The sequence below is a fragment of the Nocardia sp. NPDC004711 genome, assembly GCF_053601595.1.
The window spans coordinates 69554-87133 of the sequence record NZ_JBSGCB010000011.1; the positions used below are offsets into that span (position 1 = coordinate 69554).

The window sequence follows — 17580 nt, forward strand, 5'->3', positions numbered from 1 at the left end:
TCATCGAAGGAGATACGTTGCAGCGCTTACAGGATCGAGTCGCGGTCGTCACCGGCGGCGGCAGCGGCATCGGGCTGGCCACCGTCCGGCGCTTCGCCCAGGAGGGCGCGAAGGTCGTGGTCGCCGATATCGACGCCACCAGCGGCGAGGCCGCCGCGGCCGAGGCCGGCGGGCTCTACGTGAAGGTCGACGTCACCGACGAGGAGCAGGTGCGGGACCTGTTCCAGGCCGCCGTCGACACCTACGGCGGCCTCGACATCGCATTCAACAACGCGGGCATCTCACCGCCGGAGGACGATTCGATCCTCACCACCGGCATCGATGCCTGGAAACGGGTACAGGAGGTCAATCTGACCTCCGTCTACCTGTGCAGCAAGTACGCCATCGAGCACATGCTCGAACGCGGCCGGGGCTCGGTCATCAATACCGCGTCCTTCGTGGCCGTCATGGGCGCGGCCACCTCTCAGATCTCCTACACCGCCTCCAAGGGCGGCGTGCTGGCCATGAGCCGGGAGCTGGGAGTCCAGTTCGCACGCCAGGGCATTCGCGTGAACGCGCTGTGTCCCGGACCGGTCAACACTCCCCTGTTGCAGGAGCTGTTCGCCAAGGATCCCGAACGCGCCGCGCGCCGCCTGGTGCACATTCCCGTCGGCCGATTCGCCGAGCCGGAGGAGATCGCCGCCGCCGTGGCCTTCCTCGCCAGCGACGATTCCTCCTTCATCACCGCCTCGCAGTTCATGGTCGACGGCGGTATTGCGGGCGCGTACGTGACGCCCCTGTAGCGCAACGGTTTTCGGGCGCTCCGGTTCAGGCGCCGACGGGGGCCTGGTCGACTTCCGGCGGCTCCTCCACGGTTCGTCTGGGCCCGGTGAACCAGCGCCGGGCCGAGACGAACCACCAGACGGCGATCGCGCCCACCACCCCCACCAGGGTGAGGGGCGCGTAATTCACCGCGTTCCAGGTGAATCCGTCCACCCACGGATACCCGTGGTCGTCGGTCGGCAGGATGAACAGCACGCTGATGATCACGATCCAGACCAGCGCGATGATCCCGATCGGCCGATACCAGCGGCCCAGCTGCCACGGCCCGGCCTGGAATCGGTTGCCGCGCAACAGCCGCAGCAGCACCGGAATCCCGTAGGCGATGTACAGGCCGATGGTGGCCACCGAGGTGGCGGCGGCGTACGCGGTCGGGGCATTGGCGGCGGGCACCAGCATCGACGGAATCAGCAGGATGAACGCGAACACCGAGACGAAGAAGACCGCGTTCACCGGCACCCGGCGGGCCGACAGCTTCGCCCACAGCTTGGATCCCGGCACCGCACCGTCGCGTGCGAAGGCGAACAGCATGCGGGAGGCCGCGGTGACCGAGGCATAGCCGCAGAACAATTGGGCGACAGCGGCGATGATCAGTAGCAGCCCCGACCAGAACGAATTCAGCGAATTCTGCAGGATGTAGATGACCGGATAGCCACTGTTCTTGGCCGGATCCAGCGCATCGTCGAGATTCGGGATCGCGAACGTCACCGCCATGATGAGCAGGTACCCCGCGATCGCCGACACCACAATGGTGTTGATGATCCCCTTGGCCGCCATGCGCGAGGCGTCGTGCGTCTCCTCCGACATGTGCGCCGACGCGTCGTACCCGGTGAACGTGTACTGCGCGTGCAGCAGCCCGAGCAGGAAGCTGAACGCCACCCCGCCGAACCCGATCGCACTGTTGTCCACGGTCTTGGTGAACACGAAGCCGATGCTCTGGTGGTGGCGTGCACCGAAACCCAGCACCACCACGAAGATGGCCACACCGCCCACATGCCACCAGGCCGACACATTGTTGATGACCGCCGACAGGTGCGGGCCGATGATGTTCAGCACCGCGTGCAGCACCAGAATCCCGGAGAACACCGCGAAGATGGCGTTGCGGTCGGTCCCGATATCCCATCCGATCACGTTCAGCACCGCGGTGGTGAAGATGGCCGCGCCGTAATCGATGGCCGCGGTCACCGCGATCTGCCCGATCAGGTTGAACCAGCCGGTGAACCAGCCCCACACCGGCCCACCCAGCTCCGACGCCCACCAGTACAGTCCGCCCGATGTCGGATAGGCCGAGGCCAATTCGGCCATGGCCAGCCCGACGAACAACACCATGACCGAGACCAGCGGCCAGCCCCACGCCATGGTGATCGGCCCGCCATTGGACAGGCCGATCCCGTAACTCGCCAGGCCGCCGGTGAGAATCGAGACAATGGTGAAACTGATCGCGAAATTGGAGAATCCGGACCAGGATCGCGCCAATTCCTGTTTGTAACCGAGTTCGGCGAGCCGCCGTTCATCATCGGATCGAGGCTGGGTTGCGGTCATGCTAGCTCCCGAGTGAAAACGCCGCCCTCACACGGCGTTTGCCAGGAGCCCAGTGTGCGGTAATCCCGTGCCGAACCGCAGCCCAACGGGCAAACTAGTCGCCCGGTTCGGAAACCGTGAGGCGCTCGCGGTGCAGGACCAGCTCGGTGGTGTGCGCCGCGTACGCCGCGGGCGCGTCCTCCCAAGCGGCGGGCCCGGTCCGGACGAACTGCAGCTCACGCATCCGACCGCTGCCCCTGGGCGAGGGCGGCCAGTTCCTTGAACTTCACGACCGCTCCGGCTGCGCCCCAGGTGCCCTCGGGCTGCTCGTGGATCAGCACCCACACCCGCAGCGCCTCACTCTGACCGAGACCCGCTGCGGCGAGCACCTTTTCGGTGACCTCGGCGATGAGACCGGTCTTGCGGCGTTCGGACAGCGCGTCCTCGGGGACGGTCACGTCGACCAGGAAGCGGGGCAGATCGTCTGCGAGCGCTCCGAATCCGCCATCGGCGACCTCCTCGATGCGGCACCACGCCTGCGCACGGAAGAACGCGGTGTCGGGTGCGCCCTCCCACTTCAGCAGGGTCTGGGGTAGCGCCTGCGACAGCTCGCCCCGTGCGTCCCCGGTCAGCACTCCGGCGGGCAGGGTCAGGTGAATCATCGGCATCTACGTGCTCCTTCGCTTCCGGCCGACCCTCTATAACAGTCGTTATAATCGAGGGACGGTACTCTATGACGGTTGTTATAGACAAGGAGGAGTCGATGGCGGGGACGCCGGGCGATGCCGCGGATTCGCGCGGCAGACTCGTGGCCGGGGCGGCCGACATGATCCGGCGGCGCGGCCTGAACGCGACCAGTGTGCGCGAGCTCGCCAAATACGCTCGGGCGCCACTGGGTTCGACGTACCACTACTTCCCCGGCGGCAAGACCCAGCTCGCGACCGAGGCGGTCACCTTCGCCGGGGATCTCGCGGCCACGCTGCTCGCCCGCGAACTGGACCAGGGGCCGATCGAGGGAATGCGGGCCTTCCTGCAGATGTGGCGGAAGGTCGTGGTGGACACCGACTTCCGCGCCGGGTGCCCGGTGCTGGCGGTCGCCGTGGAAGACCTGCCCGAAGCCGAGGGCGCACCACGCGAGGCGGCCGCCGCGGCGTTCAGCCGCTGGACCGAGCTGCTGACCGACTCGATGTGTGCCCACGGGGCCGAACGCGCCGAGGCCGAGCGCACGGCCACCCTGATCGTCGCCGCCGTCGAGGGCAGCGTGGCCATGTGCCGCGCACAGCAGAGCGCGGAACCCTTGGATCGCATCGCCACCCAGCTGGAACCGCTTGTGCGGTCGACGATTACGCGCGACCGGATCTGATATCCCGGCTCCCGCCCGAAGCGCGCCGACCCAGGCCGGCGGGAGCCGCGCGGTGGATCAGACCGCGCGCAGTCCCGCCGCGGTGACCGATACCAGCCGCCCCACCGCGGCCTCCGACGTCGCGTCGGCCGCGGCCGACAGGGCGTGCAGGCAGTAGGCGGCCAGCTCGTCGGGTGGGACGTCGGCGCGCAGTTCGCCGGTGGCGGCGCCTTCTTCGATCAGCTGCCGGAGCAGGTCGCGCAGCTGGTTCAGGGCGGCGACGATGTGCGCGTCGGGATGCAGGAATGTCACCAATTCCCGGTCGTGGCTGCCGGTTTGGCGGGTGATGTGCGCGTAGGCGGTGAGGACGGCGTCGAGGCGGCCGCTCGCACTGCCCTCGCCGTCGCGGACCTTGACCAGTTCCCCGAGGTGGGCCTCGATCCGGCGGGCATGCCAGGTGCGCAGAATGGTCTCGACATCCGGGAAGTACTTGTACAGGGTGGCCCGTCCGATGCCGGCGCGAGTGGCGATCTGCGACATGGTCACCCCGCGCAGCCCCTGCTCGAAGGCGAGGGCCGCGGTGGCGTCGAGGATCGCGTCCCGCACCTCGCGGCGATGGGCGTCGATCGTCTCGTTCCACAGCTTCGGCACGGCTCAACCATACAGACTGACAACCCTGTAGACACAAACTCTTGACCATAGACACAGTGTCTCGATAAATTCGAGGCATCAGGTCACGGCCGGCCCCCCCGACAGGAGAATTCCGTGTTCCCACCCACCGACGACCCGCACCCCGAATACCACGACCCCAACGCTCCCGACACCCTGTACGCGACGAAACCGCCGTGGGACATCGACCGCCCCCAGCCCGCCTTCACCGCCCTCGCCGAGGCCGGTGCCCTGCGCGGCCGGGTCCTCGACCTCGGTTGCGGCACCGGCGAACACGCGTTGCTCGCCGCCGGCCTGGGTCTCCACGCGACCGGGATCGACCAATCCGCGCAGGCGCTCGAACTGGCCCGGCACAAGGCGGCGGAACGCGGCCTGCAGGCGCGGTTCGTGCGCCACAGCGCCCTGGACCTGGCCACCCTCGGCGAGACCTTCGACACCGTGCTGGACTGCGGCCTGTTCCACCTGTTCGACGGCGCGGACCGGATCGCCCTGGTCGACGGCCTGGCCACGATCATTGCGCCGGGCGGACGCTACTTCCTGCTCGGTTTCAGCGATCGACAGCCCGGCACCTGGGGTCCGCATCGGCTGAGCCGCACCGATATCGAGTCCGCCTTCACCGATGGCTGGCGACTCGATTCCCTCGAACCTGCCACCCTCGACATCCTTCCCAGCCCGACCCCGGTGGCAGCCTGGCTCGCCGCCCTCACCCGGCAGTGATTCCCATGCCCGCACTCGAATCCCGTGTCCCCACCGACCGATCGGCCCGCTACCTGCGTCAGTTCCGCACCCACGCCGAGGCGATCGCCTCCCCGCGCGGCCACCGCGTCCACGCCGGCAATCCCCGGGCCGCGGGCGAGATCCACCTGCGCGTCGAGGGCACCGATACCCGCACCACAGCCCATTTCGGCCCCTGGGGCCACTGCACCCTCACCGCCGAACCCGAGGCCCTCGTGATGCGCATCGACGCGACCGACGCCACGGCCCTGCACCGCATCCGCGACATCCTCACCCGCGACCTCACCCGCTTCGGCGGCGGTTCCCTCACCGTCGACTGGCGGGATCCGGACTGACCGGCATTCAGGCCAATCCGGCGCGCAGCACGAGAATAGCTATCTGCGTGCGGTTTTCGAGACCCAGCTTGGCGATGACGCGGCTGATGTGCACCTTGACCGTGGACTCGCTCATGTGGAGGGTGCGGGCGATCTCGGCATTGCCCGCACCCGTGGCGACGGCCCGCGCGACCTCGCGTTCCCGATCGGTGAGCTGGGAGAGCTGGGCGAGCGCGTCCGGTTGCTGCGCGCCGGGACCCTGCGTGAAGGCAGTGAGCATGCGTTTGGTGATGGCGGGGGCGAGGATGGCGTCACCGGCGGCGACCACCTCGACCGCGCGGGCGAGTTCGCGGGGCGGAGTGTCCTTGAGCAGGAAGCCCGCCGCGCCGGATTCCAGTGCGGCGTAGACATATTCGTCCAGTCCGAAGGTGGTGAGGACGACCACCGCCGGCGGCGTGGGGAGGCCGCGGACCCGGCGGGTCACCTCGAGGCCGTCCACGTGCGGCATGCGGATATCGGTGACCACCACATCCGGGCGGTGCCGGTGCACCAGGTCCACGATGGCGCGGCCGTCGCCGTCCTGGGCGACCACCTCGATATCGCCGCCGGCCTCCAGGATCATGGCGATGCCGGAGCGCACCAGTTCCTCGTCGTCGAGCAGCACCACCCGGATCACGAAACCTCCTTCACCACATCGTCATTCGTCGGCCGTCAGCGGGAACGTCGCGTGCACCCGGTAGCCGCCGGCCAGCGGACCGGAATGCACGGTCCCACCGGCGAGTTCGACCCGTTCGCGCATGCCGAGCAGACCGAAGCCGGAACCCTGGGCAGCCAGGGCGGTCCGCTCACCGGGGCCGTTGCGGACATCGACGTCGAGACGATCGTCGGCGATGGTGAGCGCCACCCGCACCTCGGCCCCGGCCGCATGCTTGGCGGCATTGGTCAGCGCCTCCCGCACCAGTCGATGCGCCGCCCGGCCGACCGGTCCCGGCACCGGCGGCAGGTCCGGCGGCAACGACAGGTCCACCTGCTGCCCGGCGGCGACCGCCTCGGCGACGAGCTCGGCAATGGCGCCCAGGTCGGGCACGGGACGCAGTGGCGCTGCCTCCCCACCGTCGCGGGCGCGCAGCACGCCGAGCAGCTCCCGCATCTCGGTCAGGGCGCGCGATCCGGTGGCGCGGATGGTGCCGGCGATCTCGGCGGGCTTGCCGTCGGCGGACACCTCGAGCGCCCCGGCCAGCACGGTGATCTGCGAAATCCGGTGCGCCACAATATCGTGCAGCTCCCCCGCGATGCGCAAGCGCTCGGCCTCCACGGCCGCCGCGGCGCGCAGGTCGCGTTCGCGCTCGGCCTGCTCGGCGCGTTCCCGCAGGGCCGCAAGGGTTTCGGCGCGCTGGTTGGTCCACAATCCCAGCAGCAGCGGCAGCGCGAGCCCGACCGTGACAATGACGCCCCGGTGGAAGAACAGCTCCCACCAGCTGCCCGCGCCCCAGGGCACCACCGCCACGATCACCGACGCGAGTGCCGCCAGCCAGGTCGGGCGGCGGTTGCCGCAGCGCCGGGCGACCGTGTAGATCGCCAGCAGCATGGGCGCGAACGCGCCGACCAGCAGCTGTCCGAGCAGCGCCGCCCCGAGTACCGGCAGCGGCCGGAAGCGCCGCGCCAGCAGGGCGACACCGGCCACGACGGCCACCGGCGGGCCCGCCGCGGCGGGCAGCAGGCCGATCGCGGAGGTGTGCACCTCCTCGAAACCGGCCGCGCCGAACAGCGCGGCGAGCACGACGTCGAGGATCACCGTGCCGATCCGTCGCGTCGTGCTCATTCCGGCAACCCTAGTCGGGCTCGGCATTCTCAGACGTCACGGCGCGCGAGCAGCACGCGTCCGAGCGCCAGCAACCCGGCCGCCACCAGCGTCAGCGGCAACACCAGCAGGGCGGGATTCCCGGTGCCGGGCTGCACCAACTGCCCGGCGGACAGGAAGGGCATCATCTTCGGGCTGACGCCGGCCAGCACCGCACCGGTCTCCGCTACGGTCGGGAAGCCGATGGCCACCACCATGGCGACGGTCGCATTGCGGGTGACGGCGGCCATGCCCATACCGGCCAGGGCGGCGAGCGTCACATACACGGGCACTGCGGTGAAAGCCCTTGCCAGATGCGAGGTTTCGGCCGGTAGCGTCGAGACCAGCAGCTGCACGAGCACGCTCACGCCCACCAGCGCGAGGCCGTAGAGAGCGGCGAGCACGCCCACCGTGAGTGCCTTCGCCGCGAGGACCCGGCCCGGCCGCCGCACCGTGAGCACGGTGGTGGTGATGGTGCCGTAACGGTATTCGTGCCCGAAGGCATTGACCGCCACCGCGGTGGCGAAGAGTGCGGCCAGCAGCAACGGCAGCCCCGAGACCGATGCGGCGAATTGCTCGCCCGGCGTGGCATAGTCGCGGGCCGCGGACAGATAGGCGATGAAGGTCTGCAGGGCCAGGCCGAGCGCGAGCAGCGCCCAGGTGGAGCGCAGGGTGGCGAGCCGGGTCAGTTCGTAGCGGATGGCATTGGACATGAGCGGAATTCCTGTTCGATGTCAGGCGACAACGTGGCCGCGGTACTGGGCGGAATCGGCGGTGGCCTGGAAGTAGGCGTCCTCCAGGCTGGTGCGCGCCTGGGTCAGCTCGGTGATCAGCAGCCCGGCGCGCAGGGCCAGGGCGGCGACACCCTGCCGGTCGTGACCTTCGACGGTCACCGTGCCGTCCGCCTCCACCCGGGCGCGGAATCCATGGCGGTTCAACGTCTTCGCCAGTTCCGCGGGCCGATCGGTGCGCGCCGTGATGTGGGGCGCGGAGTTGCGGGCGACGAACTCACGCACCGATTCCGCGGCCAGCAGCCGCCCGGCGCCGATGACGACCAGCGAATCCGCCAGGTGCGCCATCTCGTTCAGCAGATGCGAGGAGACGAAGATGGTGCGCCCCTGGTGCGCAAGCTCTTTCAGCAGATCGCGCAGCCAGCGCACACCCTCGGGGTCCAGCCCGTTGGCGGGCTCGTCCAGGATCAGGGTGGCCGGATCACCCAGCAGCGCGGCCGCCAGACCCAGCCGCTGGTGCATCCCGAGACTGAACCCACCCGCCCGCTTCCCGGCCACATCGCACAGGCCGACCAGGCCCAGCACCTCCTCGACCCGGCTCTCGCCGATGCCCGCCCCGGCGGCGATCATGCGCAGATGCCCGATGGCCGTGCGCTTGGGATGCACGGCGCGGGCATCGAGCATGACGCCGACCGAGCGCAGCGGATCGGTCAGCTCGGCGTAGGGCTGCCCGTCGAAAAGGGTGCGGCCGCTGCCGTGATCGAGGCCCAGCATGAGCCGCATGGTGGTCGACTTCCCGGCCCCGTTCGGACCGAGGAAGCCGGTCACCATGCCGGGCTGGACATCGAAGGACAGGTTGTCCACCGCCGGCACGTCCCCGTAGCGCTTGCCGAGCCCACGCGCCTGAATCATCCGTTCACCTCGTATCGGAGGGGCGACGCCCGCTGCGTCACCGTGTCTGCTCCGACGATTCCGGAGCGGCGCGGCGCGGCCATCAGCCGACGGCACACGGCGAGGTACCACTTTCGGCTTACCTCCGGGTCGATGAGTGCCGGCGGATCGGACGATTCTCTTGCTCGGCCGAGCAAACCGCCGTAGGGTTTTTGCTCATGCAAGCAAACTCCAGCCCAAGCAAGCAAGCATTGGGGCGGACGTTCACCGAGGTCGCCCGGCGCGCACAGATCGTGGACGCGGCCATCGAGGTCGTTGCCGATCAGGGTTATCCGAACGCCTCGTTCGCCAAGATCGCCAAGCAGGCCGGGCTCAGCAGCACCGGCATGATCTCGTATCACTTCCAGGGCAAGGGCGATCTCATCCGCGAGGTGGTCGCCCGCATCATGCAGACCTCCGCCGAATACGTTGTCGCCAAACTCGATTCGGAGGCGGGACACCGGGGCCGATTGCGCGGCTTCTTCGCCGCGAACCTGGCCCTGATCGACGAATATCCGAAACACATGCGGGCACTGTCGAATATCGCGGCCAATGCCGGGACCGACGATCCGCACCTGTTCGGCCTCGTCGAGCAGCTCGACAGCGTGTCCGCGGCACAGGTCGAGCGACTGCGAGAAGGCCAGCGCGACGGGGCATTCCGCGAGTTCGATCCGGTCGTCATGCTGATGGCCATCCGCGGCTCGGTGGACGCCGCCATCGCACGCGCCGCCGCCGACCCGGCCTTCGACACCGCGGCCTGCGCCCAGGAACTCGCCGACATCTTCGACCGCGCCACCCGGAAGGACGCCTGATCATGGCGCTGCCCGCGACCACCCCGCAGACCCCCGGCCCCGACCGCACCCCCGACCAGAAGCGCACGGGCTATCGAGGATGGGATGCCCGCTGGGACAACGACTTCCGCTTCCGCCATCAACTGCGCGTGCTGACCGCGGTGTTCACCCTCGACGCCGTCGTCCGGGTGGCCTTCGCCTATACACTGCCCCTCGACGCCGTTCCCCTGGCCACCACGCTGCAATGGCTCGTGGCCCTCGCCGGGCTGATCACCTTCCACATCGTCTACGTCACCCGCAACGGGCTGAAGGTCTGAAACGCGGAAGGATTTGCCGGTCGCTGAGGCGAATTGACCGGCGCGGTGGCCGAAAATTGTGTCAGCCCCCTCGACAGAACTTCTGCCTTTGCGCCGTAAAGTGATACGTTTTCTCTATGGCCGGTTCGGCCGATAACACTTAATGCGCATCAGGGAGATGCCGTGTCCAGAGCTGTGAAAGCGACCGCCGCATGGGTTTGCGGGGGAATTCTCGGGATTGTTGCCGGTTTGTTCGGGGCGGGCGCCGCGTACGCCGACGACGCGGGCGGTCCCACCCAGGTCGGCGACACCGTGTATTTCAGCATGGGCGAGTGGAACTGCTCGATCGGCGCGGCCGGCGCGGTGGGGTGTGATCTGACGGTTCCGGCGGCCACCATGAATGTGCTCTATGCCGGGGCGCAGGTGCCGTTCTCGAATGTGCCTGCCATTGCCATCGATTCGACCGCGCTGCCCGCGCATCCGGAGTGGAATTCCAACGGCAGCCACACCCTCGCGGGCGGCAATCCGGGTCTGGCCCCCATCGCGCAGGTGAGCGGACACGATCCGCAGTTCTCGATTACCCATGCCGGCGCGACCTGTCAGATCACCTTCAATGGCTCGGCCGTGTGCACGTCGATGGGGCACGGGTTCAGCCAAAGGGGACCAGTGCCTTTCGGCTACTGATCCCCTTCGAATCACGTGATTACCGGTACCAGACGCCGGAATCCCAGTCGCCGTAGTCCCAGACATTGAAATCGTAACGACCATGTGCACCCCCGAAGAGGTAACCCCACCAGCCGGCCGAAGTGTCGCAGATCTGGTCGTCGTGGTTGCACACCGTCAGAACCGGGAAGTCGCCGAACCAGTCGTCGACGCCGGCCAGCGGATAGCCGATGATCCCGTTGCCGGGAGTAGAGGACAATCCGCCCCAACCCGGGCCGGGGGCCCGCTTGGGATCCGACAGCAGAATGGCATTGGCATTGTCGACATCCTGGTGTGCGGTGACCCAGGCGTGCACGATGCCGGCGCCCTCACTGTGCCCGATCAACCGGATGTGGTCGCCCGGGCATTCGTTGCGGTGCTGCCAGAACAGTCGGTCCAGTTCGTTCAACCCCGACATCGGGTCGGCGGAGTTGTATCCGACTGGCTGATCGACGTACGGGATGAAGATGGACGAGGTGTTGTCGCCGAGTCCGCCGATGCCGATCGCCCAATCACCGGTGCAGACATCGGCATTGGCCTTCGGGGCCGCCAGGTGTGTGATGGAAAAGAGGATGGCCAACAGTAATGCGGCGAAGAGCGCCGTTGCTCTACGCATGGTCGTAACTTTCTTTATTTGTATAACCTCCGGGTCGAGCCCGGCTTGCGCATGATGTACCCAAAAATTGCTGGGGTTCTTGATTTCTGGCGAAACAGTTACACACGCACTGTTTTTGTTGGCCGTACCGCGATGTCAGCGGGCCGTGTGTGCACGACCCGGCGAGCTTGCCGGCCATTGACACGGAGACGTTCGGCCATCAGTCGCACAGCGCGCGGGTCGGTCGCGTCCGAATCCGGTGTGCCGGTGCGAAACTCCCGTAACCGAGGATGCGCTGCGCGAAATCGGCGGTGCCGCCCGGCTCAGTTGCGCAAGCGGACCAGGGCGATGGGGCACTCGCTGCCGTGCAGCAGCGCGTGACCGGTCGAGCCGAGCGCCATACCGGGGTAGCCACGGGTCCCGTGACTTCCGACCACCAGCAGTTGCGCGCCGGCGGCGGCATCGAGCAGAACTCGGGCTGGACGTCCTTCCTTCACAACGGATTTCACCTCGACGCCCGGGTAGTCCCGGGTATTGCGATCGAGCATGCGCGTGAGCAGCCGGACCGCGTCGTCGTAGGAGCGGGTGTCGCTGTCCCCGGACACCTCCCACGCCTGGACCGCGATCAGCGGCACGCCGCGCCGGGAGGCCTCGTCGAAGGCGATCTCGAGCGCGCGGACGCTGTGCGGCGACCCGTCCACGCCGGCCACCACGGGCCGGTCCCACAGCCCGTCCGTCGCACCGGGAACCACCACCACCGGCCCCTGCGCATGCCGCGCCACACCGGTGCTGACCGACCCGAGCAGGCTGCGGTGATAGGCGCTCATCCCGCGCACGCCGACCACCACGTAGTAGGCGGTGGCGGCGAGCTCCGCCAGCACCATGACGGCCGGGACATCGACGAGGAAGGTGCGGATATCGCGAATCTCGCGGTCCCCGGCGGCTTTCCGCGCGATCTCGGCCGCGGCGTCGAGGGCGGCCTGGGCGGTGTCGCGCAGCCGATCGTGCAGCAGCCGGACCGGGCTCTCGTCCAGGGGCGATTCGCCGCCCGCGGGCACCGCGAACACCAGGTGCAGAGCCGCGCCGCGAAGGGCCGCGTCCACGGCGGCCCAGCGCACGGCGTGCAGGGCGGACTCGGAGGCGTCGACACCGACCACGATCGGCCGGTCGAGACTGTAGACAGGCACCGCGTTCGGTCTCCCTCCGGGTGGAAAGAACCTTCCGCGGGCGATCCTACGAGCCGACCGGACGGTCTCCGGGTCGACTCGCCGTGGGCAGTCCGACGATGAACAGGGGCTGATCCGGGTACATCTGGGTGGACTGATCTCGCAGGATCTGCCACAGCAGCGCATACGGTTCACCGGTCTCGGCATCGCGCAGGCGCATGACCGTCGGCGCCCCGGTGAGGCTGTAGCGCTCCTCGGTCCACAGGCGCCGGAAGATTTCGAAGCGGCCGAACTCGGTCAGCAGCCGGGCATCGTCGGCGGCCTCGCCGACGATGGCCATCACGCCGCGCAGCGTGGCGATCGCACGCCGCAGATCGGACTCCCAGGCCGGCAGCACCGCACGCGCGGACGGATTGGTGAGCATCCACCGCAGATAGTTGCCGTCCTCGCCGACGCCCGGGAAGGTACGCAGATGAGCGGTATTGGCGGCCAGCACATTCAGATACCGGTCCAGGTAGGCCGCGGGGTGCGGGAGGTGGGCGGCGAGAATGCCCGAGACGTCCGCGGCGATCGGGCCGCGGGCGGCGGCCGGGTGCTGCGGCAGGGCGGCCAGTTCGAACAGATGCCGGTATTCGACCGGGGTCACCGGGCCGACCTTGTGCAGATAGCGCACCATGGCCGTCAGCACCTGCTCGGTCGGGTGGTCGCGATCGCCGCGTTCCAAGCGCGTGATGTAGCTGGCGCTGACACCCGAGCCGAAGGCCAGCCGCTCACGCGAGACGCCGCGTCGTTCCCGCAGCCGCCGCAGCGTACTGCCGAAGCTCGGCGGTTCCACCCGCCCGAACACCGACCCCGAGTCGCCGAACGTTCCGTCACTCATATCCCGCCCCGGAAAACACTCCACCCGCCTGGATGGACCTCGATCAGTGGCTACTGCCTAGCAGCCTGCTCCCCTGTCGGCAAATCGAGAATCCGGAACAAATAGGGGCAGAGCAGCGAATTACCGGGTATCGGGACCGGCTCACTCGCCGCCCGCGGGCGCAGCGACGGCCGCCGGGGCGGCGGGAACGTCTCGGCGCGAACGATATTCGCCACGCCAGCGCAGGAACCCGAGCACCACGAGCAGGAAGAACAGTCCGTAGACCGCGCCCGAGGCGTACAGGCCGGATTTCATCGCGAGCGGCACACCGACCAGATCGACGAGCATCCAGATGATCCAGAAGTCGGTCAGGGCCCGGCTCTGCGCGAAGGTCGCGATGGCGCTGCCGACGAAGACATAGGCATTGGCCCACGGGGACCACGCGATGTGCAGCCAGCCGAGGTGGGCGAACGCCTCGGCCACCGCGACCGTGCCGACCGCCAGCAGGGCCAGCAGCGTCAGGCGTTCGCGGCGGGTGGCGGGCCGGACCATCAGATCCCGGTGCTCGGAGGTGCCGCGCCGCCAGGCCAGCCAGCCGTAGCCCGCGAGCCCGATGAACAACAACTGCTTGAGCGCATTGCCGGGCACGTGGGCGTGCACCGACGCCGCCAGCAGCAGAACCGCACCGGCCAGCTGCACGGGCCACGTCCACATGGTCTTGCGCATGGCCAGCCACACCACCGCGAGGGACAACAGATTGCCGACGGCGTCGGTCCACAGGATGTGTTCACCGAACAGGTCGAATCCGGCGTTCACCGGGCCTCCTCCGCTGCCTGCCGAGCACAGCTGCCGGATCCGGGTCCCGGGCGTGCGTTCTGTCGTCGTGCGGAACCACCGTGCCACAGCCCGATATTCCCCCCACCGCCCCTCCCCGATCGGCGACCGGCGCGGCACAGGTATGGACCGCCGGCATTGATGCCGATCGCCCCGGAACGGTACGGGTCCCGCGTCGAAAAGGCGCGCGGTGTGCGGCGGATCTACGAGTCTCCAGCCGATCAGGATGACCAGATCGATCGCTGACAGGACATTCGACAATGCGAATTGCAGCGAGATGATGGATCCGTGGTGGATTCCGGCCGACTTCGCGCGGCGGAATGACCTTGTGCGCCCGCGTGAGTACGTTGGCGAATATGCGCACCGAAGGTGATTCCTGGGATATCAAGACCAGTGTTGGATCCACGGCATTGTTCGTGGCGGCCGCCCGGGTGCTGGGTGGCCGTGCGATCGATGCGCCGGCGCACGATGAGTTCGCCGAGCTGTTCGTGCGGGCCGCGGGCGGGGAATGGGCCGAGCTGCTGGCGGGCCGGCTGCCCGAACACCCGCTGCTGGCACCCGAGTTCGGGGTGCAGTTCCAGCAGCATCAGATCTCTCGCACCCGATATTTCGACGATTACATGGCCGCCGCCTCCTATGCGGGCGTGCGTCAGGTGGTGATTCTGGCGGCCGGCCTGGACTCGCGCGCCTACCGGCTGGCGTGGCCGGACGGCACCGTGATCTACGAGCTCGACCGTCCGCAGGTGCTCGACTTCAAACGGGACACGCTCGCCGCGGCCGGGCACCGGCCCCGCGCCGAGCGGCACGAGGTGGCGGTCGATCTGCGCGAAGACTGGCCGAAGGCCCTGCGCGACAGCGGATTCGATCCCGCCGCGCCGACCGCGTGGCTGGTGGAGGGCCTGCTGATCTATCTGACGCCGGCTGCGCAGGACCAGCTCTTCGATGCCATCGTGGGGCTCAGCGCGCACGGCAGCCGGGTCGCCATCGAGCAGATGGATCCGCTGCCCGCGGAGTCGGTCGCCGAGATGACCGGGGAGGGCGAGACCGGCTCGGACTGGGTGGACATGATCTACAACGAGCCCCGCAGCGACGCCATCGAATGGTTCACCGCCCACGGCTGGACCGGTGAGCGCGTCAATCTCACCGACTACATTCACGACCTCGGCGGCACTCCGCCCGACAATCCGCGACAGCAGTCGCTGATCAATCTGGTCACGGTCATCCGGCCCTGACCCGGCCCGGCCCGGATCTCGCGCGGTCCTGGTGTCACAGCGGCACGCTGTCCAGGGCCGCGCGCATTTCCGCGAGCACCAGCGGAAGTTCTTCCGGGGCAGGCGATCCCAGCGCGATGCGCAGCCCGTGCGGCACGTGCGCAGTGGTGGCGAACGCTTCGGCGGTGCAGACGCGAATGCCGCGCCGGGACAGTTCGGCGGCGATCCGGTCCATGCGCTGGTCCGGATCGATGGGCAGCCACGCGAAGAACGAGCGCGGGTGGGCGATCGGATTCCGATCGCCGAGCTCCCGGTGCAGGATGCGCTGATGCTCCTGCGCGGCAACGCGGCTCGCCTGTTCGAGAGTGTCGACGGTGCCGTCGGCGAGCCAGCGGGTGGCCAGGGCGCTGGTCAGCCCGGGCGGACCGGCCATGGTGGCGCGCAGGGTGCGGGCCAAAGCCGGCGCGGCCAAGGCCGGGTGGACCAGCATGCCGAAACGCAGTCCGGCCGCGACGCTCTTGGACAGGCTCGACACCCAGAAGGTGCGCTCCGGGGCGATGGCCGCCAGCGGCGGCGGGGCCGGATCGGCGAGAAAGGCGTAGGCGGCGTCCTCGATCAGGAACAGATCATGCCGGCGCGCAACGGAAACGAGCGCTCGCCGCCGGTCGCTGTCGATCACCCAGCCGAGCGGATTGTGCAGGGTCGGCATCGTATAGACCGCGCGCACCGGCCTTTTCGCACACAACCGCGCCAGGGCGTCGGGATCCGGGCCGTTCCCGGCCGCCGGAACCGGCACGAGTGTGAGCCCGTGCGCCTGGGCCAGCAGCTTGAATCCGGGGTAGGTGAGTTCGTCCACGGCGATCACATCGCCGGGTGAGAACATCGCTCGCACAATCAGATCCAGCCCGTGCTGCGCCCCGGCGGTCAGCACCACCCGCGCCGGATCGACCTCGATCCCCTGCCGGCCGAGGAACTCGGCGACTGTCGCGCGATCGTGCGGCCGCCCGCCCGGCGGCTGCTGCCGCAGCAGGGCGTCCAGATCGCCGGAGGCTGCCAGCTCACGTAAACCCGTGCGCAGCAATTCCTCTCGACGCGGCGACAGCGGCTGGGTGAAGGCCAGATCCGCCCACACTGTCTCCGCGCCCGGCCCGTACGCGGCCGCGGCCAGCCGCACCGACCGATCCCGCACGAAGCTCCCCCGCCCCGGTTCGCCGACCACCAGCCCCGCCCGCTTCAGTTCCGCGAACACCCGGGTCGCGGTGGCCACCGCGATACCGTGCTCGGCGGCCAGCTGCCGATGCGTCGGCAGTCGCTGTCCCGGCGCCCAGCGCCCGTCCCGGATCTGCCCGGCGAGGGCGGTGGCGACATCGGAGTAGGTCCGCATCATCCGACTGTACCTAGGACAATTTCTTGATCGTCCTGACCCGGCGTCCTACCGTCCGTTCCCATGACGATCGCGACCACCGAAGTGCCCGTCCTGGACTACCTGCGCGCACAGCTCGACGGCACCGGGACCGACGGCCTGACCTGCCAATTCCATTACCCCACCGCCATTTCCCGCACCCTGGGCATCCGGCTGGTGGCCATCGACCCCGGCCGCGCCACCGTCGAGATGGACACCGATCCCGCCCGGCACGGCAACCAGCAGGGCACCGTCCACGGCGGCCTGCTCACCGAGCTGGCCGATGCCGCCATCGGCACCGCCCACTCCACCGTCGTGGGTCCCGGCGAAACGTTCACCAGCATCGATCTCCGCGCGGTCTTCCTCCGCCCGGTATGGCAGGACACGCTGCGCGCCACCGCCTTCCCCACCCACTCCGGCCGCACCATCACCCACTACCAGTGCGATATCACCCGCGCGGACGGCAAGCCGGTCGCCACGGTGACCAGCATCGTCACCACCCTGCGAGGCGAACGCTCCCATGGCCGCTGAGTATCGGAACAGCTTCCTAACGTGGTCGCCGGGACGAGCTGACGAACCCTACGCAACGTCGGTCCGTCGCCGAATCGACCGCGAGACAGAGGAACAATCCGATGGCACAGATCCTGTTCGTCATGACCGGCGTCGACCACTGGACGCTCGCCGACGGCAGGTCACCGTTCGCCGGATACCGGGTGGCGGCGTTCACCAATGCCGAAGAGAGGCCGGATTCGCCGACAACGCCACCTGGCTCCTCCAGGACCGCCTCATCGCCCTAGGCGTCGACTACCGCGAAGCCGACCCC

Annotated in this window: 23 protein-coding genes; 10 read left to right on the top strand and 13 right to left on the bottom strand. The window is 68.8% G+C overall.

What is annotated here, in order from left to right; all coding sequences use genetic code 11:
- Positions 1 to 2 precede the first annotated feature (2 nt).
- A complete protein-coding gene (locus tag ACWEKS_RS12995) occupies positions 3 to 782 on the top strand; it encodes a 3-oxoacyl-ACP reductase (protein ID WP_379385907.1) in 780 nt (259 codons plus the stop codon).
- Between the two features lie 25 nt (positions 783 to 807).
- Here the strand turns inward: ACWEKS_RS12995 and ACWEKS_RS13000 are convergent, their stop codons facing one another.
- The 3 genes from ACWEKS_RS13000 to ACWEKS_RS13010 all read right to left on the bottom strand — a co-directional run bounded on the left by ACWEKS_RS13000 (position 808) and on the right by ACWEKS_RS13010 (position 3008).
- Positions 808 to 2361, bottom strand: coding sequence for an amino acid permease (locus tag ACWEKS_RS13000; RefSeq protein WP_452340244.1), 1554 nt, complete (start codon positions 2359 to 2361; stop codon positions 808 to 810).
- A 94-nt stretch (positions 2362 to 2455) separates the two neighbouring features.
- Entirely contained in the window at positions 2456 to 2584 is a 129-nt protein-coding gene (locus ACWEKS_RS13005) for a hypothetical protein (RefSeq protein WP_452340245.1), read from the bottom strand.
- Positions 2577 to 3008, bottom strand: a complete 432-nt coding sequence (locus ACWEKS_RS13010) for a tautomerase family protein (protein ID WP_452340246.1) — start codon at positions 3006 to 3008, stop codon at positions 2577 to 2579. Before ACWEKS_RS13010 ends, ACWEKS_RS13005 begins: the two co-directional genes overlap by 8 nt.
- Positions 3009 to 3073: 65 nt before the next feature.
- Between ACWEKS_RS13010 and ACWEKS_RS13015 the strand changes: the two genes are divergently transcribed.
- Complete coding sequence (locus ACWEKS_RS13015; RefSeq protein ID WP_452340247.1) at positions 3074 to 3703, top strand: TetR/AcrR family transcriptional regulator; 630 nt, start codon at positions 3074 to 3076, stop codon at positions 3701 to 3703.
- Between the two features lie 57 nt (positions 3704 to 3760).
- On the opposite strand, the gene ACWEKS_RS13020 is transcribed toward ACWEKS_RS13015, so the two are convergent.
- Positions 3761 to 4333 (bottom strand): TetR/AcrR family transcriptional regulator, encoded by a 573-nt coding sequence (locus tag ACWEKS_RS13020; protein WP_452340248.1) that lies wholly within the window; start codon positions 4331 to 4333, stop codon positions 3761 to 3763.
- 114 nt (positions 4334 to 4447) lie between these two features.
- On the opposite strand from ACWEKS_RS13020, the gene ACWEKS_RS13025 reads away from it, so the two are divergent.
- Together ACWEKS_RS13025 and ACWEKS_RS13030 are read left to right on the top strand one after the other, a co-directional pair.
- Complete coding sequence (locus ACWEKS_RS13025; RefSeq protein ID WP_452340249.1) at positions 4448 to 5068, top strand: class I SAM-dependent methyltransferase; 621 nt, start codon at positions 4448 to 4450, stop codon at positions 5066 to 5068.
- 5 nt (positions 5069 to 5073) lie between these two features.
- On the top strand, positions 5074 to 5421 hold the full coding sequence (locus tag ACWEKS_RS13030; protein WP_452340250.1) for a DUF2218 domain-containing protein: 348 nt from the start codon (positions 5074 to 5076) through the stop codon (positions 5419 to 5421).
- Between the two features lie 7 nt (positions 5422 to 5428).
- On the opposite strand, the gene ACWEKS_RS13035 is transcribed toward ACWEKS_RS13030, so the two are convergent.
- From ACWEKS_RS13035 to ACWEKS_RS13050, 4 genes are read right to left on the bottom strand one after another with little or no spacing between them, the layout of a single operon-like run.
- Positions 5429 to 6076 (bottom strand): response regulator, encoded by a 648-nt coding sequence (locus ACWEKS_RS13035; protein ID WP_379395307.1) that lies wholly within the window; start codon positions 6074 to 6076, stop codon positions 5429 to 5431.
- Between the two features lie 21 nt (positions 6077 to 6097).
- On the bottom strand, positions 6098 to 7222 hold the full coding sequence (locus tag ACWEKS_RS13040; RefSeq protein WP_452340251.1) for a sensor histidine kinase: 1125 nt from the start codon (positions 7220 to 7222) through the stop codon (positions 6098 to 6100).
- Between the two features lie 29 nt (positions 7223 to 7251).
- Positions 7252 to 7953: an ABC transporter permease gene (locus ACWEKS_RS13045; RefSeq protein WP_452340252.1), complete on the bottom strand. Its 702-nt coding sequence runs from the start codon at positions 7951 to 7953 to the stop codon at positions 7252 to 7254.
- 21 nt (positions 7954 to 7974) lie between these two features.
- A complete protein-coding gene (locus ACWEKS_RS13050; RefSeq protein WP_452340253.1) occupies positions 7975 to 8883 on the bottom strand; it encodes an ATP-binding cassette domain-containing protein in 909 nt (302 codons plus the stop codon).
- A gap of 197 nt (positions 8884 to 9080) precedes the next feature.
- Between ACWEKS_RS13050 and ACWEKS_RS13055 the strand changes: the two genes are divergently transcribed.
- The 3 genes from ACWEKS_RS13055 to ACWEKS_RS13065 all read left to right on the top strand — a co-directional run bounded on the left by ACWEKS_RS13055 (position 9081) and on the right by ACWEKS_RS13065 (position 10672).
- A complete protein-coding gene (locus ACWEKS_RS13055) occupies positions 9081 to 9713 on the top strand; it encodes a TetR/AcrR family transcriptional regulator (RefSeq protein WP_452340254.1) in 633 nt (210 codons plus the stop codon).
- A gap of 2 nt (positions 9714 to 9715) precedes the next feature.
- A complete protein-coding gene (locus ACWEKS_RS13060) occupies positions 9716 to 10009 on the top strand; it encodes a hypothetical protein (protein ID WP_452340255.1) in 294 nt (97 codons plus the stop codon).
- Positions 10010 to 10171: 162 nt separating this feature from the next.
- Positions 10172 to 10672: a hypothetical protein gene (locus ACWEKS_RS13065; protein ID WP_452340256.1), complete on the top strand. Its 501-nt coding sequence runs from the start codon at positions 10172 to 10174 to the stop codon at positions 10670 to 10672.
- Positions 10673 to 10691: 19 nt separating this feature from the next.
- Here ACWEKS_RS13065 and ACWEKS_RS13070 read toward each other — a convergent pair whose 3' ends face one another.
- The 4 genes from ACWEKS_RS13070 to pnuC all read right to left on the bottom strand — a co-directional run bounded on the left by ACWEKS_RS13070 (position 10692) and on the right by pnuC (position 14126).
- The gene (locus ACWEKS_RS13070) at positions 10692 to 11306 is read right to left on the bottom strand and encodes a cutinase family protein (protein ID WP_364624593.1); all 615 of its coding nucleotides are present in this window, start codon (positions 11304 to 11306) and stop codon (positions 10692 to 10694) included.
- Positions 11307 to 11608: 302 nt separating this feature from the next.
- Positions 11609 to 12472 carry a universal stress protein gene (locus tag ACWEKS_RS13075; protein WP_452340257.1) on the bottom strand — a complete coding sequence of 288 codons (864 nt, stop codon included), beginning with the start codon at positions 12470 to 12472 and terminating at the stop codon, positions 11609 to 11611.
- Between the two features lie 46 nt (positions 12473 to 12518).
- The gene (locus tag ACWEKS_RS13080) at positions 12519 to 13331 is read right to left on the bottom strand and encodes an MmyB family transcriptional regulator (protein ID WP_452340258.1); all 813 of its coding nucleotides are present in this window, start codon (positions 13329 to 13331) and stop codon (positions 12519 to 12521) included.
- 141 nt (positions 13332 to 13472) lie between these two features.
- The gene (gene pnuC, locus ACWEKS_RS13085; protein WP_452340259.1) at positions 13473 to 14126 is read right to left on the bottom strand and encodes a nicotinamide riboside transporter PnuC; all 654 of its coding nucleotides are present in this window, start codon (positions 14124 to 14126) and stop codon (positions 13473 to 13475) included.
- A 374-nt stretch (positions 14127 to 14500) separates the two neighbouring features.
- On the opposite strand from pnuC, the gene ACWEKS_RS13090 reads away from it, so the two are divergent.
- On the top strand, positions 14501 to 15376 hold the full coding sequence (locus tag ACWEKS_RS13090) for an SAM-dependent methyltransferase (protein ID WP_452340260.1): 876 nt from the start codon (positions 14501 to 14503) through the stop codon (positions 15374 to 15376).
- A gap of 34 nt (positions 15377 to 15410) precedes the next feature.
- On the opposite strand, the gene ACWEKS_RS13095 is transcribed toward ACWEKS_RS13090, so the two are convergent.
- Positions 15411 to 16742, bottom strand: a complete 1332-nt coding sequence (locus tag ACWEKS_RS13095) for an aminotransferase-like domain-containing protein (RefSeq protein ID WP_452340261.1) — start codon at positions 16740 to 16742, stop codon at positions 15411 to 15413.
- A gap of 60 nt (positions 16743 to 16802) precedes the next feature.
- On the opposite strand from ACWEKS_RS13095, the gene ACWEKS_RS13100 reads away from it, so the two are divergent.
- A complete protein-coding gene (locus tag ACWEKS_RS13100; RefSeq protein WP_354840086.1) occupies positions 16803 to 17288 on the top strand; it encodes a PaaI family thioesterase in 486 nt (161 codons plus the stop codon).
- 101 nt (positions 17289 to 17389) lie between these two features.
- Positions 17390 to 17554, top strand: a complete 165-nt coding sequence (locus ACWEKS_RS13105) for a hypothetical protein (RefSeq protein WP_452340262.1) — start codon at positions 17390 to 17392, stop codon at positions 17552 to 17554.
- Positions 17555 to 17580 lie beyond the last annotated feature (26 nt).

What these genes read in the sequence shown, in the direction of transcription:
- ACWEKS_RS13070 (WP_364624593.1), bottom strand. Translation starts at nt 11,306, where the DNA reads ATGCGTAGAGCAACGGCGCTCTTCGCCGCATTACTGTTGGCCATCCTC.
- ACWEKS_RS13060 (WP_452340255.1), top strand. Translation starts at nt 9,716, where the DNA reads ATGGCGCTGCCCGCGACCACCCCGCAGACCCCCGGCCCCGACCGCACC.
- ACWEKS_RS13010 (WP_452340246.1), bottom strand. Translation starts at nt 3,008, where the DNA reads ATGCCGATGATTCACCTGACCCTGCCCGCCGGAGTGCTGACCGGGGAC.
- ACWEKS_RS13015 (WP_452340247.1), top strand. Translation starts at nt 3,074, where the DNA reads ATGACGGTTGTTATAGACAAGGAGGAGTCGATGGCGGGGACGCCGGGC.
- ACWEKS_RS13080 (WP_452340258.1), bottom strand. Translation starts at nt 13,331, where the DNA reads ATGAGTGACGGAACGTTCGGCGACTCGGGGTCGGTGTTCGGGCGGGTG.
- ACWEKS_RS13105 (WP_452340262.1), top strand. Translation starts at nt 17,390, where the DNA reads ATGGCACAGATCCTGTTCGTCATGACCGGCGTCGACCACTGGACGCTC.
- ACWEKS_RS13030 (WP_452340250.1), top strand. Translation starts at nt 5,074, where the DNA reads ATGCCCGCACTCGAATCCCGTGTCCCCACCGACCGATCGGCCCGCTAC.
- ACWEKS_RS13055 (WP_452340254.1), top strand. Translation starts at nt 9,081, where the DNA reads ATGCAAGCAAACTCCAGCCCAAGCAAGCAAGCATTGGGGCGGACGTTC.
- ACWEKS_RS13040 (WP_452340251.1), bottom strand. Translation starts at nt 7,222, where the DNA reads ATGAGCACGACGCGACGGATCGGCACGGTGATCCTCGACGTCGTGCTC.
- ACWEKS_RS13000 (WP_452340244.1), bottom strand. Translation starts at nt 2,361, where the DNA reads ATGACCGCAACCCAGCCTCGATCCGATGATGAACGGCGGCTCGCCGAA.
- ACWEKS_RS13005 (WP_452340245.1), bottom strand. Translation starts at nt 2,584, where the DNA reads ATGCGTGAGCTGCAGTTCGTCCGGACCGGGCCCGCCGCTTGGGAGGAC.
- ACWEKS_RS13100 (WP_354840086.1), top strand. Translation starts at nt 16,803, where the DNA reads ATGACGATCGCGACCACCGAAGTGCCCGTCCTGGACTACCTGCGCGCA.
- ACWEKS_RS13095 (WP_452340261.1), bottom strand. Translation starts at nt 16,742, where the DNA reads ATGATGCGGACCTACTCCGATGTCGCCACCGCCCTCGCCGGGCAGATC.
- ACWEKS_RS13050 (WP_452340253.1), bottom strand. Translation starts at nt 8,883, where the DNA reads ATGATTCAGGCGCGTGGGCTCGGCAAGCGCTACGGGGACGTGCCGGCG.
- ACWEKS_RS13045 (WP_452340252.1), bottom strand. Translation starts at nt 7,953, where the DNA reads ATGTCCAATGCCATCCGCTACGAACTGACCCGGCTCGCCACCCTGCGC.
- ACWEKS_RS13090 (WP_452340260.1), top strand. Translation starts at nt 14,501, where the DNA reads ATGCGCACCGAAGGTGATTCCTGGGATATCAAGACCAGTGTTGGATCC.